This window comes from Streptomyces sp. NBC_00322, assembly GCF_036147535.1.
Classification (GTDB): domain Bacteria; phylum Actinomycetota; class Actinomycetes; order Streptomycetales; family Streptomycetaceae; genus Streptomyces.
The window spans coordinates 1,242,817-1,258,325 of record NZ_CP108019.1; the positions used below are offsets into that span (position 1 = coordinate 1,242,817).

General features: G+C 69.2%; 13 protein-coding genes and 3 pseudogenes. 10 read left to right on the forward strand and 6 right to left on the reverse strand.

All coding sequences use genetic code 11. The annotated features are described in order from the left end of the window. Positions 1 to 26: 26 nt before the first annotated feature. Entirely contained in the window at positions 27 to 938 is a 912-nt protein-coding gene (locus tag OG905_RS05560; RefSeq protein WP_328666476.1) for a universal stress protein, read from the reverse strand. Between the two features lie 353 nt (positions 939 to 1,291). Between OG905_RS05560 and OG905_RS05565 the strand changes: the two are divergent. From OG905_RS05565 to OG905_RS05580, 4 genes and pseudogenes are all read left to right on the forward strand, one after another. Further along, positions 1,292 to 2,195, forward strand: a pseudogene (locus tag OG905_RS05565) (acetate--CoA ligase family protein); the annotation flags it as partial. A gap of 14 nt (positions 2,196 to 2,209) precedes the next feature. Then, positions 2,210 to 2,941, forward strand: coding sequence for a CBS domain-containing protein (locus OG905_RS05570; RefSeq protein WP_443043898.1), 732 nt, complete (start codon positions 2,210 to 2,212; stop codon positions 2,939 to 2,941). Between the two features lie 13 nt (positions 2,942 to 2,954). Beyond that, complete coding sequence (locus OG905_RS05575; RefSeq protein WP_328666477.1) at positions 2,955 to 3,473, forward strand: flavodoxin domain-containing protein; 519 nt, start codon at positions 2,955 to 2,957, stop codon at positions 3,471 to 3,473. Positions 3,474 to 3,684: 211 nt separating this feature from the next. Next, the gene (locus OG905_RS05580) at positions 3,685 to 4,065 is read left to right on the forward strand and encodes a hypothetical protein (protein ID WP_328666478.1); all 381 of its coding nucleotides are present in this window, start codon (positions 3,685 to 3,687) and stop codon (positions 4,063 to 4,065) included. A 122-nt stretch (positions 4,066 to 4,187) separates the two neighbouring features. Here OG905_RS05580 and OG905_RS05585 read toward each other — a convergent pair whose 3' ends face one another. Both OG905_RS05585 and OG905_RS05590 read right to left on the reverse strand, forming a co-directional pair. Then, positions 4,188 to 4,727: a flavodoxin family protein gene (locus OG905_RS05585; RefSeq protein ID WP_328666479.1), complete on the reverse strand. Its 540-nt coding sequence runs from the start codon at positions 4,725 to 4,727 to the stop codon at positions 4,188 to 4,190. Beyond that, positions 4,727 to 4,942, reverse strand: a complete 216-nt coding sequence (locus tag OG905_RS05590) for a hypothetical protein (protein ID WP_328666480.1) — start codon at positions 4,940 to 4,942, stop codon at positions 4,727 to 4,729. Before OG905_RS05590 ends, OG905_RS05585 begins: the two co-directional genes overlap by 1 nt. 411 nt (positions 4,943 to 5,353) lie before the next feature. Here OG905_RS05590 and OG905_RS05595 point away from each other — a divergent pair. The 3 genes and pseudogenes from OG905_RS05595 to OG905_RS05605 form a co-directional block, all read left to right on the forward strand. After that, positions 5,354 to 5,915 (forward strand): annotated as a pseudogene (locus OG905_RS05595) (4Fe-4S dicluster domain-containing protein); the annotation flags it as partial. 58 nt (positions 5,916 to 5,973) lie between these two features. After that, complete coding sequence (locus tag OG905_RS05600; protein WP_328666481.1) at positions 5,974 to 6,660, forward strand: CBS domain-containing protein; 687 nt, start codon at positions 5,974 to 5,976, stop codon at positions 6,658 to 6,660. Positions 6,661 to 6,701: 41 nt separating this feature from the next. After that, a pseudogene (locus tag OG905_RS05605) lies at positions 6,702 to 7,058 on the forward strand (hydrogenase formation protein HypD); the annotation flags it as partial. Positions 7,059 to 7,358: 300 nt separating this feature from the next. On the opposite strand, the gene OG905_RS05610 reads toward OG905_RS05605, so the two are convergent. Further along, the gene (locus OG905_RS05610) at positions 7,359 to 8,750 is read right to left on the reverse strand and encodes an NAD-binding protein (RefSeq protein WP_328666482.1); all 1,392 of its coding nucleotides are present in this window, start codon (positions 8,748 to 8,750) and stop codon (positions 7,359 to 7,361) included. A gap of 485 nt (positions 8,751 to 9,235) precedes the next feature. Continuing rightward, entirely contained in the window at positions 9,236 to 9,754 is a 519-nt protein-coding gene (locus OG905_RS05615; RefSeq protein WP_328666483.1) for an ATP-binding protein, read from the reverse strand. A 571-nt stretch (positions 9,755 to 10,325) separates the two neighbouring features. Between OG905_RS05615 and OG905_RS05620 the strand changes: the two genes are divergently transcribed. From OG905_RS05620 to OG905_RS05630, 3 genes are all read left to right on the forward strand, one after another. Further along, the gene (locus OG905_RS05620; RefSeq protein ID WP_328666484.1) at positions 10,326 to 11,552 is read left to right on the forward strand and encodes a peptidase M6; all 1,227 of its coding nucleotides are present in this window, start codon (positions 10,326 to 10,328) and stop codon (positions 11,550 to 11,552) included. A 255-nt stretch (positions 11,553 to 11,807) separates the two neighbouring features. Further along, positions 11,808 to 13,088, forward strand: coding sequence for an alpha/beta fold hydrolase (locus OG905_RS05625; protein WP_328666485.1), 1,281 nt, complete (start codon positions 11,808 to 11,810; stop codon positions 13,086 to 13,088). 35 nt (positions 13,089 to 13,123) lie between these two features. After that, entirely contained in the window at positions 13,124 to 14,320 is a 1,197-nt protein-coding gene (locus OG905_RS05630) for a M6 family metalloprotease domain-containing protein (RefSeq protein WP_328666486.1), read from the forward strand. Positions 14,321 to 14,412: 92 nt separating this feature from the next. Here OG905_RS05630 and OG905_RS05635 read toward each other — a convergent pair whose 3' ends face one another. Continuing rightward, entirely contained in the window at positions 14,413 to 15,378 is a 966-nt protein-coding gene (locus OG905_RS05635; protein WP_328666487.1) for a LysR family transcriptional regulator, read from the reverse strand. Positions 15,379 to 15,509 lie beyond the last annotated feature (131 nt).

A 15,509-nucleotide genomic window follows, 5' to 3' on the forward strand; every position in this document is an offset into this window, starting at 1 on the left:
GGGTCTCGATCTCCTGCCGAGGTGGGTCAGACGTGCGGGACGACGGCCACGGGGCAGCCGACGTGGTGCAGCACCGCATGGGCGACGGGGCCGATGTGGATGCCGACGTGCCCGCTCCGGATCCGGCGCCCGACGACGACCAGGCCCGCCCCGGTCGAGGCGCGCGTCAGCTCGGAGGCCGCCCGGCCTTCGGTGACGGTCCCGGTGACAGTGACCTCGGGGAACTTTTCCCGCCACGGGTGCAGCGCCGCGCTCACGGCGTGTTCGTGCTCTGCGAGCAGTTCCGGGCCGGGCGTCGGGACGAGTTGGTCGATGGCGGCATACGGCGGCGGGGCGCTGAAGGTGTGGATCACGCGCAGCGCGGCACGACGGTGCTGTGCGACGTCGAAGGCGAACTCGATCAGTTCGTCGCACGGGCTGCTGGTGTCGAGGCCGAGGACAATGTTCCGGTACGAGGTATTGACCGAGTCCCCGTCCGGGGAGGCTCCCTCCGGGGCCGGGAACTGTTCGTCGGCCGCTTCCTCACCGGCGCGTACGAGGACCACGGGGCGAGCCGCCCGCGCGACGACCGCCTGGGACACCGAGCCGACAAGGAACCCCGCGACGCCGCTGAGTCCTCGGGACCCGAGTACCAGCATCTCGGCCTGCTCGGCCGCCGTGAGCAGGGCGGTGACCGGCGATTCGGCCACCGACTCGTCGGTGAGGTGCAGCGTGGGGTGCGCGGCACGCACGCTGTCGCTCGCCTGGCTGAGGGTCCGGTGCGCCCAGTACCGCTGGGTCGTGCCGGCGGGTACGTAGACGGGCGGACGCGGCTGCCACTGCCAGGCGTGCACCAGCCGCAGCGACAGGCCGCGGCGCAGCGCCTCACGGGCCGCCCAGTGGGCGGCTGCGAGGCTCTCGGGGGATCCGTCGATTCCGGCGACGACGTGTCGATGCATGATCCGCACCTCCTGTGCAGGGCTCGGCTTCGTGCCTTGCCCGTTGAGCCTGGCGTGTGCGCGGTCGGGTGCGCAGGGGCCACTCAGACCCTTCCTGGGGCCCTTCGGCCCAACGCTCCCCGGCAGGTCCGCACGCAGGCTGGAGGCGAACGCAGCGAGGGGAGAGGAAAGGGAGAGGAATCATGTCCGGCTCCACGCATTCCGCCCGTATCGCCATCATCGGGGTCGGCAACGAGTTCCGCCACGACGACGGGGTGGCCTGGGCGGAAAGCGGTCGCGGACCTGGCCGGCTACCGGCGCGTCGGCCGGTTCGCCACCGCACCCCTGCCGGGCGCCGAGGCGGCGGTGCGCCACCCGCCCCGGATGGCACTGGGCTACCTGTACGGCGCGGAGACTCTGGGCACGCCCCGGCCCGCGCCCTGGCGCACGCCGTGACGTACGCACGCTGGCGCGCCGGCCCGGAGGGCACGGTCCCCGAGCTCGCGGACGTGGACCACGCCGCGGCGAAAGCAATGGCCGACGCCTTCCTCGCCGAACACCCCGACGACGGCTGGCTCGACCTCCGTGCGACGGCCGAACTCCTTGGCCACTACGGCATCCCGCAGATTGCCTGGGCGTGGACCGAGGACGAAGAGGCCGCCGTCGCCGCTCCGGCACGGCTGGCGGGGCTGGGGGTACCTCCCGGGCGAAGCTCCGGGGGAGGGCGGGTCGTGATGAAAGCCCACTGGCCGGGCCTGGTCCACAAGAGCGAACAGCGCGCTGTCCACCTCGATCTTCAGAATGCCTCGCAGGTGCGGGCTGCACACCGCGATCTGGTCACCCGTTTCGGAGACCTGATGACCGGAGTGGTCGTCCAGCCGCTCGCCGAACGCGGCATCGAGCTCTTCGCCGGCGTCGTTCAGGACGAAGTCTTCGGCCCGCTGGTCCTGTTCGGCCTGGGCGGTACGGCGACCGAGCTCCTGGCCGATCACGCGGCCCGGCTCGCCCCGCTGACCGACCACGACGTGCACGACCTCAATACCTCCCCGCGCTGCGCGCCGCTGCTCTTCGGCTACCGCGGCGGCGGCGCCGTCGACCTCGAAGGACTGGAGCAGCTGCTGCTGCGGCTGTCCCGGATGGCCTGCGATCTTCCGCAACTCGCCGAGGCCGATCTCAAATCCCGTGATCGCCCGCCCGGGCGGCATCACGGCCCTGGATGTCCGCGTCCGGCTGGTGCCGCGGCGAGCCCGCGACCCGTATCTGCGCCGGCTGCGCTGAGAGGAGCAATGGACATGAAGCACATGAAGATCGGTGCGCTGATGATCGATGACGTCGTCAAGGTCACGTACGACACTCCGTTCAAGGAAGTGGCCCGGCTGCTCGGCGAGCACCGCATCAGCGGACTGCCGGTGGTCGACGAGGACGAAAAGGTCATCGGAGTGATCTCGGAGAGCGACCTGATGGCCCGGCAGGCCGAGGAACCGGCGCTGGACGAGCAGGGACGGCCGCACTGGCTCAGCCGGCTGCACATCTCCAAGGGACATGATGCGGACAAGGCCCATGCGCGTACTGCGGGAACCCTGATGTCCGCGCCTGCCATCACCGTGCGGGCCGAGTCGACCATCGCGGAGGCCGCCAGGACCATGGCGCAGCGCCGGATCAAGCGGCTGCCCGTGGTCGATGAGGAGGACCGGCTGGTCGGCATCGTCACCCGCCGGGATCTGCTCCAGGTCTTCCTGCGGCCGGACGAGGAGATCCGCCGCGCGGTAGTGGACGAAGTGATCGTCAACGCCCTCTGGCTCGACCCGGAGACCGTGACGGTCGACGTGAGCGAAGGCGTCGTCACGCTCAGCGGCCAGTTGGAGCGGCGCAGCGACGTACCGATTGCGCTGCGGATGGTCAGCCATGTGGACGGAGTCGTGGCCGTGGTCGACAAGTTGACGTACCGCATCGACGACTCGCATCTGCGGCCCGACGAGCCGGGCGTCTATGGCGTCGGCGAGGAGTGGCTGCGCAGGCACTGAGGAGGTGTCCGGAATGAACGCGAGAGTGCTTGTCGCGTACGGAACGAAGAACGGCTCGACCGCCGAGATCGCCGGCGTCATCGCCGACGCCCTGACCGAGGAGGGGATGCGCTCCGAGGCGCGCCCCGCGGCGGAGGTCCGCGATGTCTCGCGGTACGACGCGGTGGTGCTCGGCGGCGCGCTGTACGCAGGCCGCTGGCACCGCGAGGCCGTACGCTTCGCCCGCCGCCATGAGCACGCCCTGGCCGAGCGCCCGGTGTGGCTGTTCAGCAGCGGTCCTCTGGACGCCTCGGCGGGCGAACGCGACATCCCTGCGGTGCGGAGCGCTGCCCGCGCGGCGACCCTGCTCGACGCCCGGGAGCACGTCACCTTCGGCGGCCGACTCGAGGAGGGAGCCCGGGGCTTCGTCGCCCGGATGATCGTCAAGCAGGGGCGAGGCGGTGACTTCCGCGACATGGAGCGGATACGAGCCTGGGCCCGCAGCATTGCAAAGGAAATCGGCGAAGGGGCGGGGCCGGCGCCGCCGACATGAGACGCCCCGGCTTACGCCCCCGCTCGCCGTCCGCGTCCTTCTTGCGGACGCCGCCAGCCATCCCCGCTCGGCTCAGAGTTGTTCCCCGCGCGACTCCCGGCGCTTCCGGGACAGCCGGCATGTCCGCACAAGCCGAAGGAGATCACACCATGACCGATGTCCACCCGCCGTTCCGCCTCGGCCTGGGCGGCGAGGAACAGGAGCCGCAACGGTGATCACCGCACTCGTCGCCGTCTTCCTGATTGCCCACGGCCTTGTCCATCTCGTGGTGTGGGCCGGACCGGCCGGCCCCGAGCGCCCCATGTCGTTCTCGCCGACGCATTCTTGGGTCCTTGCGGAATCCGGTATGCCGCGGTCGGCGGTCAATGTCTCGGCCGTGTCCCTCGCCGCCGTCACCGCGCTGCTGTACGTCATCGCCGGCGCGGCGGCGGCCGCGCACAGCGGCGGCTGGCCGGCTGCCGCCGTCGCCGCGGCCGCGTCCGGCCTGGTCCTCAAGGCGGTTTGGTTCCACCCCTGGCTCCTGGTGGGTGTGCTGCTGGACGCCGGGGTCCTCGCCGCCGTCTTCGGCCAGTGGCCGGCCTCGCTGTACTGAGCGGCGTCGCCCCCTCGCGGCGCGGTGTGGGCCGCACGGCACGCCGTCCAAGGCAGCGCGCGCTCATCCGGTGACAAGGGTGGCACCGGCTTCGGCGCGGCCCACGGATCGGGCGGGATGAATCAGTCCAGTGCCGCGCCCCAAGCCTTGGCCCGGTCGAGTTCCCCTTCCCGCAGCGGGCCTTCGGTGTCCTCGATGATGAAGCCTTCGGGTTCGGCCGTCAGTTGGTAGCCGTGACTGCGCAGCTTGCGCGCTATGGCGTGTGCGGCGCCGCCGGCCAGACGGAAGTCCGCACGGGTGTCGAAGGCTGCGGCTCGGGCACCGTTGCGGGTCTTGGACAGCCCGTGGAACCAATCCCGAACCCCCGGGCCCTCCGCGCCCTCCTCCGGCTCGTGCCGGGGTTTCTCCTGGTCACCCTCGCTCTCCTTCTGCTCGGCCTGCAGCCCCATCTTCCGGGTGAGACCGGACGTCATGCCCCGCATATGGGTCGGGCCTCCCACCACGAGCAGGTCGGCCGCCCCGACTCGCTCCGCGTTCGCCTCCTCCACTGTCAAACAGTCGATCTCGGCGTCCGGCCGGGACTCGCGCACACCATCCGAGATCGCCTCGGCGACCTGGCGGGTATTGCCGAACAGACTCTCGTACACGATCACGACACGCATCACGTCTCATCTCCTCCAGAACCTCGGGCGTCCGCGGATGCGGACCGTGCCGTCTCTCCCTCTGCCGCCTTCTTGACCGCCTGAAGCGTTGCGCGCAGGACCACGCCGACGCCTGGCGAGACGAGCGTCCAGCAACGGGCGAAGCGCGCCGGGGACTCCGGATCGGGGCAGTCAGTGCGTGCCGGGCCCATGTCGATGGTCGCGTCGGCGTTCATGAGTACCTCCCAGAGCCGGTACTTCCCATGTGGGACCGGGTAGGGCTCCGGGCGCGAGGGCCACATGGCCCGCGACGTGGGTCACCCGGGCCACCTCTCTTCATGGCCGGTCGGCGCAGGGTCCTGGGACTCGCTCAGAGAGCCTCACTCATGAGAGACGATCGCCACGGGCATCCGGCATGGTGCATCACCGCGTGGACGACCCGACCGATGTGCGGGCCCTGTCCCGCTCGGCTGTGGGCCTCGTATCTCCCTTCCATCACATAGCGGCGCAGGGCGGGACACAGGGTGCCGAGCTTCCCTTTTGAGGGCCGAACGACCCAGGCCAAGGGCCGGGCGACCCGTAGTGGCGGTGCGGCGCTTGCTGGACGCTGAGGGTGTCAGCCTCATACGTACGTCCAGGGGGACGACATGGATGACACTCCGGCAGCTGTTCTCGACAGAAGCGGGCTCGACGCGCTCATCAGGCTGCTCGTCACGCAGGGGCGCACTGTCGTCGGACCCACGGTCCGGGACGGAGCGGTCTTCCTCGCCGAGCCGGCCTCCGCCGACGAACTGCCCTTCGGGTGGGGCGTCGAGCTGGAGGCCGGTCACTACCGGCTGCGCCCGCGCGAGGACGGGGCAGCCTTGGCGCACAGTGCGGGGCCCCAGTCGTGGAAGACGTTCCTGCACCCGCAGCGGGAGAAGCTGTGGAGCGGGGACCGTGGACCCGACGGTGAGCCGGCGATACGGGCCACGGAAGCGCCTGCCACCTCGTATGCATTTCTGGGCGTACGGCCCTGCGATCTGCGGGCCATCGCGATCCAGGACCGGGTGCTGGCCGGCGGCCGGCTTCCGCGACGACGGGTACGCGGGGCGGCGGACAGGCGCGCTGCTGATCGCCGCCGAATGCACGGAACCCGGGGCCACTTGCTTCTGCGCCTCCATGGGCTCCGGGCCCGCAGCCGAAGCGGGCTTCGATCCGGCGCTCACGACCCACTTCCTCGACCTGACCATCCATCGCAGCTGACCGATCCGACCAGGAGGGCACCATGCACGGCACCCCGCACATCGTGAGTGATGTGATGACCCACGCTGTCGTGGCCGTCAGCCGCGAGGCGACGTTCAAGGAGATCGTGACGACCATGGCGCGGTGGAAGGTCAGCGCCCTTCCGGTCCTGGAAGGCGAGGGCCGAGTGATCGGCGTCGTGTCCGAGGCCGATCTACTGCCCAAGGAGGAGTTCCGGGAGAGCGACGCGGGCCGCTACACCCAGCTGCGGCGGCTGCCCGATCTCGCCAAGGCCGGAGCGGTGACGGCCGAGGAGCTCATGTCCGCCCCTGCCGTCACCACCCACCCGGCCGCGACCCTCCCGCAGGCTGCGCGGGTCATGGCGCAGCGCAAGGTCAAGCGACTGCCCGTCGTCAACGACATAGGCATGCTCGAGGGCATCGTCAGCCGCGCCGACCTGTTGAAGGTCTTCCTGCGGGACGACAAGGACATCGCCGAAGAAGTCCGCAAGGACGTGGTGGCCCTCCTCTTCCCCACGCAGCCGGAACCCGTCCGGGTAAAGGTGGAGGAAGGTGTGGTGACCCTCACGGGACGCATCCGCGACACCGCTCTCGTGCCCGTCGCAGCCCGCCTGGTGCAGGCCGTCGAGGGCGTGGTGGATGTCGAGTTCGACCTGACGAGTCCGCACCGGCACCCCGACGCCGCCGAGGGCGCACAGGCCCCGTCATGAAGTAGCTCGACGAGTACCGCGATCCGGCTCTCGCCCGGCAGCTGCTGGACGAGCTGCACCGGACCGCGACCGCGCCCTGGCAGATCATGGAGGTGTGCGGCGGGCAGACCCACAGCCTCGTCCGCCAGGGCGTCGACGAACTGCTGCCCGCCGGCATCCGGATGGTGCACGGGCCCGGCTGCCCCGTGTGCGTCACCCCGCTGGAGACACTGGACCGGGCCATTGCCGTCGCAGCCCGCCCCGGAGTGATCCTCACCAGCTTCGGGGACATGCTGCGCGTCCCCGGCAGCAGCACCGATCTCCTCTCGCTGCGCGCCAGGGGCGCGGACGTCCGGGTCGTCTACACGCCCATGGGCGCCGTACGCCTGGCCGCCGAACTCCCCGACCGCGAGGTCGTCGGAGGGCTCGGGAGCGGTACGCATCGGGCAGGTACCGCGCGAGGGGTGGCCCGGCCGAGTGGTCATCCGGGCCCTGGTCGGTGCCCGCCGGGTGGTGGACATTCCGCTGGGCGAACTGCTCCCGCGGATCTGCTGAGCCGGCCGCCGTCCCGGCCGGGTTTGTCCTTCAGGCCGCCAAGTCGCGCAATGCGCCCATCCCGGCTTCGACGACCTCGTCGGCGTCGGGCGTCCTGGTACGACGCACGCCCGAAACGCGCGAGCCGACGCCGTGCTCGCATGCGACGTCCTGGAATCTTAGAACTACTCGTGGCCGCACCGGTCCGCCTGTGGCCAGGGCACGAAGTCTCCGTCCGCACGTTCCACCAGGAGCCGTTTTCCGTGTGCCACCACGCCGCGCGGCTGCAGTCCGCACAGGCTTGCGCTCGTGTACGCGGCGCACAGGCTGTTGAGGTCGTGGACGAGGCCGATTCTGAACAACGAACGGGTCTCTGCGATGGCCTCGTGGTCGCCCGCGCGGATGACCACGCGCAGATCAGGCGCGACCGCCAGGGCGGCCACGGAGACCGCGATGTTGTCCAAGTCGTCCGAGGCGACGGCGGCCATCGCCTGCGCCTTGTGGAGGCCGAGTTCGCGCAGCACGAACCTGTCCGTCGCGTCGGCGACGACGACGGGCACTCCAAGCGCCCTGGCCAGCCGGAGGTTGGGAGCTGCCGGGTCCCGCTCCACGGCGACCACCCCGATGCCCAGGTCCTGCACCTGCGTACAGAGCCGCAGACCCACCTGTCCCAGCCCGACGACCACCACATGGCCCGCCCGAGGAAGGGCCCGGGGACCCACGATGCCGACCGAACGCGGAGCCAGCAGACGATCGATCAGGCCTGCGGTGAACACGGCGGTGAACCCTATGGAGAGGAGCATGGCGACACTGGAGAACACCAGGTACGTGTCCGAGCCGTGCGCGGACACGGGGCCGACAGTCGACACCGTTCGCGCCGCCTCGAACAGGGCCTCGACCGGCGGTCGGTGGTCGAGGGCCACGGACCAGAGCCAGTCCAGGAACAGCACCGCGAGAAGCCCGGCGAGGCCCGTCAGCGTGATCCGCGAGCTGCTGTCGTGCGGCCGAAGCTGCCCCCGCATCCTCCCCAGCCGTGCCCGATACCTCAGGGAGCGCGGTGGCCTGTAGGGCTCGAGGCGGACGCTGTCCCCCTCCAGGCGGGCGGCGACGTGGCCGGAAGAGGTCCGGGTGAGGGCCAGTAGGCCGGACTCGACGCATGCGGCCAGGAAGGTCGGCGCGACGACATCCGCCGGGGAGGTGACCCGGCAGTTCGGGACCACACGTACCAGTTGCTCGGCAACCGTCCGGTCGAAGATCGTCACCACCAGCGGGACGTTTGGACGAATGTGCTCCACCGCAAGGGCATAGCGCAGGGACTCGACATCGTCATCGAGCAGGATCGCGACGCCTGCCACCTCCCGATCCAGCGCCCGGCGCAGATCCTCGTCCGTCGGCTGAGCCAGGTGGCACACCTGGTGACCGGCCGACTTCAACGAGCCGCAGACCCTGCGCGCCACGTCGCTCCCGACGACGATGAAGCATCCCGGTCCACCTCCCGTCGGGAGTGAGCCACCGACCGGGTCCTCCTCGGTAGCGGCGCCGCCGCGGGAAGGCTCAGAGGCCGAAGCTGCAGTCATCGGAACGGTAGGGGTCGCAATCAAGGCAACGCAGGGCCCCGCAACCGTCGCAGCAGACCAACGACTGCCCGCAATGACATGCGGAGTCATGCGTGTCCGGGGATCGGGGTGCAGCGGCTGTGTTCCGAACGTCCGTCAACGGCCGCTGCCCGCCGGCGCCAGGTCCGGTCGTGGCCGTCTCTGGGGGATCGCAGGCAATGCTCATCGGTGCTCCGATCATGAGGTGGTACGAGCGTCCCGGCCGACCATGGAGGCCGTGGCTTCAGGGACTGCCAGGCAGCCGTTCTCCCTCATGCGGAAGGGGTACTGTCCGTGGGCGTCGACGTGCCCTCGGCTCGTGGGTGAGAGCGGGAAGGAGGCACAGCGTCCGAGCGGCGTGGCTCGCTCAGCATGTGGCCACTTGTGCGCCGTCGGGGAGATCCCGAAAGCCCATAACCCGGAGTTATGCGATTGCCGACCGGCACGTCAGCGGCGGGGCCGCGCCGTTACGCCTGGGCGAAGCAGCCGAGGGCGGGGACGGAAGCCGGGACGGAGGCTTCGGCCAGGCCAGGAGCCTGCAGTTCGAACCAGACCGTCTTTCCTTGGTGAGCCGTACGGACGCCACAGCGGTGGGACAGCGCATGGAGCAACCGCATGCCTCGACCGGATTCGTCGTCGGCGCCGGCTGCTTTGAGGCAGGGGAAAGCCGGATGCGCATCGGTGACTTCGCACCGCAGTGACGTGCCGCGGACAGTCACACTGAGCAGGATCGGGCCGGCTCCGTGGCGCACAGCATTGGTCACCAGTTCGCTCACGAGCAGCTCGACGGTTTCCGATTCCTCAAGGGGCTGTTCGACCAGGGTGTCGCGGGTGAAACTCCGAGCGGCGGCCACGGAGGCCGGATGGCGATCGAACCATTGAGATCTGGTCTCACCTCGGTACGGCCTGGGAACCAGGCGGGTGGGGTGGGCCAGGCCGTAGGCCGGGCGGCTGATCAGCGGGCCGTCCACTTCATCGATCGTCATGATCCTGCCGCCCTTTCGCATTCCGGATGCCTTGAACATCTGTCTCCACAGAACGCCGGCAGCCACAAAGAGATCAACGCGTAAGCGCACCCATTAAGTGGAGGAAACGATGGGTAGCGCATTGCGGTAGTCATACGGGGGCTCTCAAGCAGTGACCGGGCATGCACGTACGGTGTGCCACAGGCGGCGGATTTCCAGGTTCATAACGCCATGTGATGAACAGGTGAGAGCTGCCCGAGGCGCAGACCGGCCCGCACTATGTCCCCGAACCGACATTCAAGCGGATCCTGCTCAGCGGCAATTCCAGGCGGACCCAGCCTGGACGGGCAGGTACGCCCCGCGATCGCCCAGAGGATCCGGAGGGTGAACCTCCGACGCCGGCGCGATCCCCGGGGCAGGTGAGGGCTCCCCTGAACGAGCTGCCGACCTGCCCTCCGCCACATCGCAACAGCTGCGAAGAGACGGCGAGCCGAGTCTGCCCGCCCACCTGTCATCGGCAGCCGCCACGTCGCCTGCCGAAGGGTCGCAGCTGCCGGGCCCGAGCCCGGACCACTCCCCCCGGAGGCATATCTTGCGCTCTTCGACCAGGACGTGGCGCCCAATCCCCGCGGCGCTCCTGATCGTCCTGTCCGCCCTGCTCGCTCTGCTTGCCCTGGTCACCGTCCCCGCCAACCCCGCCCATGCATACAACGGGAGCGCCTCCACGTGTGCGCTCCAGGGCACGACCGGCTACACCGATGAGGGCCAGCAAACCGATTACACCCGGTTCCAGAACCCGATCGGCACCAAGCGCGTAGGCGTGATCTACGTGGACTTCCCCGACGCCGTCGGCACCACCCTGCCCCTCACCCCGTACTACAACCAGATTTCCGGCGCAGCCAACTGGCTGTGGAATGCCTCCAACGGCAAGACCTGGCTGGACATGCAAGCCCCACACGGCAATTGGGTGCGCATGCCGAAGAACTCCACCGACTACAACTGGGCGCGCGGGTTCTCCTGGGACACGCACCGGATATATGTGAAGGACGCGCTCGCCGGTGCCGCCGACGCAGGCGTCAACCTCGCCAACTACGACATGTTCTACATCGTGCCGACCAGCACCGCGGCCGCGATCACTCACACCCCCACCTGGGTCCAGGACCCCGCCAATCCGACCTGGGTCTGGAACAAGTCGACGAACGCCTGGGTGACGATCAAGTGGGCGGTGACCTTCGGACAGGACATGTGGCATTGGGGCTACAAGGTCGCCGACCACGAGACCGGCCACACCTTCGGCCTGCCCGACCTCTACGCCTTCAACGGCGATCAGCACCAGTACGTCGGCGGCTGGGACGTCATGGGCAACGTGAGCGGCGCGGCCCCGCAGTTCCTCGGCTGGCACGCATGGAAGTTCGGTTGGATCACCGACAGCCAGGTCTCCTGTCTGTCAACGAACGGCACGTACTCCACCACCCTGAACGGGGTGGAGTACGGGGGCAGCGGCTACAAGCTGGCGGTGATCAAGACCAGCGCCACCACGGCCTACGTCGCCGAGTCCCGCAAGGCCGCCAACAACGACTCCGACGCCTGCGCCACCGGCGTACTGATCTACAAGGTCGACACCTCGGTCGCCAGCGGCAGTGGACCGGTCCGCGTGGTGAGCAACCCCAACGCCGCCGCACCCACCGGGAACTGCACCACGCTGGACATGCAGACCTGGAAGCCGGGCCAGTCGTTCCAGGACGACACCGCCCGCATCCGGATCTACGTGAACAGCTCCGACTCGTTCAACGACACCGTATGGACCTACAAGTGGTGACCGCATAGCGCGGGTTGCTTCTGGTCAACGGGCGGTGTGGTCGGCGCGGCATGCGCCGCCACACCGCCCCGGCGTGCCTTCAAGCGCTCTCGGCAGTAGGCCCGGCAGCGCCGGGACCAGGCTCCATAACGCGAAGTTATGGAGATGTGGGAGCTATCCGTAAGGACTGGTCGCGTTCAACCTTGTCCCCACTCTATGAAATGTCACATGGCAAAGGGGGCGCGGCCCCGAGCCGCTCTCCGCAGGGAAGGCCCCATGAACCACACCTATCGCCTGCCCGGGCTCGCGGTGACCGATCACGTCGTCACGGTTCCACTTCATCACGCCGACCCCACAGGCTCCTCGATCGAGGTGTTCGTCCGGGAGTTGGCCGACCCGGCTCTGGCCGGGAAGAAGCTGCCATGGCTGCTCTATCTGCAGGGCGGTCCGGGAGGCAAGTCGCCGCGGCCGCTGAACGCCACGGCCGGCTGGCTCAGCCATGCGCTCAAGAGTCACCGGGTGCTGCTGATGGACCAGCGAGGTACCGGACGCAGCACCCCGGTGACTGCCCGATCGGCCGAGCGGTTCCCCTCCAGCCGGGCGCTCGCCGACCACCTCGCCTTTTTCCGCGCCGACTCGATTGTCGCGGACGCGGAACTGATCAGGCATCAGTTGTGCGGCGGCGAGCCGTGGGAGACGCTCGGCCAGAGTTACGGCGGCTTCATCACCCTCACCTACCTCTCGCAGGCCCCCGACGGGCTGCGCGCCTGCTACGTCACCGGCGGACTGCCCGGACTGGACGTCACCGCCGACGACGTCTACGCAGCGACCTATCCGCGCGTCAGGGACAAGGTGACCGCCTACTACGACCGCTATCCCGGTGATCGTGAGCTGATCCGGCGGATCGCGGATCTCCTGGACCGCGTGACCGTCCAACTCCCCGACGGCGACCAGCTCACCGTGCGACGGCTGCGCACCCTCGGCCAGGTGCTGGGGATGGGTGAGGGCCCCGAACGCCTGCACTGGCTGCTGGACGAGGCGTTCGGCCCGGACGGCGAACTGTCGGCGACATTCCTGTACCAGGTGATGAACCTGACCGCCTTCGCCGACAATCCGCTCTTCGCCGTATTGCAGGAATCCATTTACGGCCAGGGAGGCAAGCCTGCCGACTGGGCGGCCGCCCGCCTCATGGCCGCCTTCCCGGAGTTCGACGAGGACGCCGATCCGCTGCTGTTCACCGGCGAGATGTTCTACCCCTGGATGTTCGGGGAGATCGCCGGACTGCGCCCCTTCGCGGAGGCGGTCGATCTGTTCGCCGAGCGGTCCGACTGGCCCGAGCTCTACAACCTGCCGCGGCTGGCGGCCAACCAGGTACCCGTGGCCGCGGTGATCTACCACGACGACATGTACGTGGACGCAAACCTGTCGCTGCAGACCGCGCGCTCGGTCGGCGCGTTGCGCGCCTGGGTCACCAACGAGTGGGAACACGACGGGGTCACCGCATCCGGTGACCGCGTCTTGGCCCGCCTGATGGACATGGCTGCCGGACGCATCTGACGTCCGGCAGCCACCGCAAGAAAGGAATTGAGGAAATGCACAGACACGCCCGCAAGGTCCGGCGGCTCGCCGTCGCGCTGACCGTGCTCATCCCTCTGGCGGCGGCCACTCCAGTGGCGAGTGCTGTCTCGGAGGACCCGGCCACCACCACCCCCGCCGCCGACTGCGCTCTCCCCGGCAGGACCGGCTGGACGGACGAGGGTCATGACACCGACTACAACCAGTTCCAGCAGCCCATCGGCACCAAGCACGTGCTCATGCTGTTCGTCGACTTCCCCGACGCCCAAGCCACCGATTCCACCAACGGCTACTACAACGAACTCGCCCCGGCGGCGGACTGGATGCAGAAGGACTCCTACGGGCGGCTCAAGCTCGACATCACCCCGATGGACCACTGGCTGCGAATGCCGCAGGATTCCACCACCTACGGGTTCGACCGCGGGATCACCTTCGAAGAGCACGAGTTGTACGTGCGTCAGGCGGTCCGGGCCGCTGATCCGGATGTCGACTTCTCCCAGTACGACATGGTCTACATCGTGCCGCCCAAGGCCGCGAAGGCGATCAAGTTCTCCCCGACGTACCTGTACGACCCCGCCACTGCCGGCATCGTCGCCGACGGCAAGCGCGTCAAGTGGGGGGTGACGTTCGGCCAGGACATGTGGCGCTGGGGCTACAAGGTCGTCAACCACGAGACCAGCCACATCTTCGGGCTGCCCGACCTGTACGCATTCACCGGAACCGACTTCCACCGCTACGTCCGCGGCTGGGACCTCATGGGCAATATCGCCGGGCCCGCCCCGGAGCACGTCGGCTGGCATCGCTGGAAGTTCGGCTGGATCGGCGACAACCAGGTCGCCTGCCTGCCCGCGGCCGGCAGCCGCACCGTCCATCTCAAGGCCGTCGAGAGCCCCGGCGGAACCAAGATCGCGGTGATCCGCACCGGCGAGACCACCGCGTATGTCGCCGAGTCCCGCAGGGCAATTGGCGGGGATGCCAAGGCGTGTTCGACCGGAGTGCTCATCTACAAGGTCGACTCGTCCGCCCAGACGGGCTACGGTCCGATGCAGGTCGTCAATGGCAACCCCGAGGCCACACCGCCGCCGGGCTGCCAGCCGCTGGACATGGCCGCGTTCCGACCCGGACAGTCCTTCACCGATCCCACCACCGGCGTCCGGATCGACGTCGAGAACAGCAGTCCGCTCCACGACGACATATCGATCACCAAGCAGTAGGCCGCTGCGGCGGATGGCGACCGTATCGTCCTCGGTCGCCATCCGCCGCGGCCAGGGTCGAGCCGCCCCAGGGTCGGCGTCCGGGCAGTGGCTCAGTCCAGCAGCCGCACCGAGCGCGGATGGCGCTCGCGCCACCGTGCGTACGCCTCAGTGGCGGCGCAGGTGGCCAGATAGCCCTTGCCGACCCTGCGGAAGATCTCATCGCCATGTGCGGCGAGCGGGCCGTCGCGGCGCCAGGCAAGCACATGGCGGTACCAGATCGGATTCCCGGCGAGGGGGCGGACCGCGACGCCGGGCACCGCGATGAAGGTGGCCTGGCAGAGGCTGACGGCCAGACCCGCCCGTACGAGCTCGATCAGCTGCCGGCCCTCCGCCTCGTAGGGCGTTTTCGGTTGGCGGTCCGCCAGGGCGAAGACGGACGCCCAGTATTCCCGGGTGCGGTCGGTGTCCGGGTGGGGCACTGCCCAGTCCTCCTCGATGAGCTGGTTCAAGCTCACCTCTTCCTGCTCTGCCAGCGGGTGGCCGGACGGAAGCAGGGCGAAGACGGGCTCGGTGGCCAGTGGGCGCAGTACGACTTCATCGCGTGGCGAGAGCTCCTGGCCAGGGTTGTCACCGAGGACCGCCGCCTCCAGGCGTCCCGCGGCGAGGTCGTCGAGCAGTGGTGACGGGGAGTACTGGCAGCGGACCGTCACCTCCGACCGGGGCGACAACTCCCTTACCGCCACGACGAGATCGGCAAGCACCGGGGCGCCCACCGATCCGAGGCGGACGCGGTCGGGCGTGGTTCGGCAGCGTGCGGCGCGGGCCGTGTCGGCCAGCAGGCCGTCGATGCCCGGCAGGATGGCACGTGCGCGCGTGAGCACCAGCTCGCCGAACGCTGTGGGGACGGCACCGGCTTGTCCACGGTCGAAGATCGTCCCGCCCAGCATGATCTCGATGCGCCGTAGCTGGGCGCTGAGCCCTGGCTGGGTCATGCCCAGCGATGCAGCGGCGCGGGTGAGACTACCGGCCTCCGCAATCGAGCAGATCACTCGCAAATGCCGTACCTCGAGATCCATGGCGCGGATGCTAGAGACCGGCGGGAGCTCCCGAACAGGGGAGGGAAACCCTCAATCCTATGTGAAATGTCACATGTAATTCATGCAGACGCCCGGTGCGAGCGCGAGGACACTGCGCCCGGGCCGAATGC

What these genes read in the sequence shown, in the direction of transcription:
- OG905_RS05560 (WP_328666476.1), bottom strand. Translation starts at nt 938, where the DNA reads ATGCATCGACACGTCGTCGCCGGAATCGACGGATCCCCCGAGAGCCTC.
- OG905_RS05570 (WP_443043898.1), top strand. Translation starts at nt 2,210, where the DNA reads ATGAAGCACATGAAGATCGGTGCGCTGATGATCGATGACGTCGTCAAG.
- OG905_RS05575 (WP_328666477.1), top strand. Translation starts at nt 2,955, where the DNA reads ATGAACGCGAGAGTGCTTGTCGCGTACGGAACGAAGAACGGCTCGACC.
- OG905_RS05585 (WP_328666479.1), bottom strand. Translation starts at nt 4,727, where the DNA reads ATGCGTGTCGTGATCGTGTACGAGAGTCTGTTCGGCAATACCCGCCAG.
- OG905_RS05590 (WP_328666480.1), bottom strand. Translation starts at nt 4,942, where the DNA reads ATGAACGCCGACGCGACCATCGACATGGGCCCGGCACGCACTGACTGC.
- OG905_RS05600 (WP_328666481.1), top strand. Translation starts at nt 5,974, where the DNA reads ATGCACGGCACCCCGCACATCGTGAGTGATGTGATGACCCACGCTGTC.
- OG905_RS05610 (WP_328666482.1), bottom strand. Translation starts at nt 8,750, where the DNA reads ATGACTGCAGCTTCGGCCTCTGAGCCTTCCCGCGGCGGCGCCGCTACC.
- OG905_RS05615 (WP_328666483.1), bottom strand. Translation starts at nt 9,754, where the DNA reads ATGACGATCGATGAAGTGGACGGCCCGCTGATCAGCCGCCCGGCCTAC.
- OG905_RS05625 (WP_328666485.1), top strand. Translation starts at nt 11,808, where the DNA reads ATGAACCACACCTATCGCCTGCCCGGGCTCGCGGTGACCGATCACGTC.
- OG905_RS05630 (WP_328666486.1), top strand. Translation starts at nt 13,124, where the DNA reads ATGCACAGACACGCCCGCAAGGTCCGGCGGCTCGCCGTCGCGCTGACC.
- OG905_RS05635 (WP_328666487.1), bottom strand. Translation starts at nt 15,378, where the DNA reads ATGGATCTCGAGGTACGGCATTTGCGAGTGATCTGCTCGATTGCGGAG.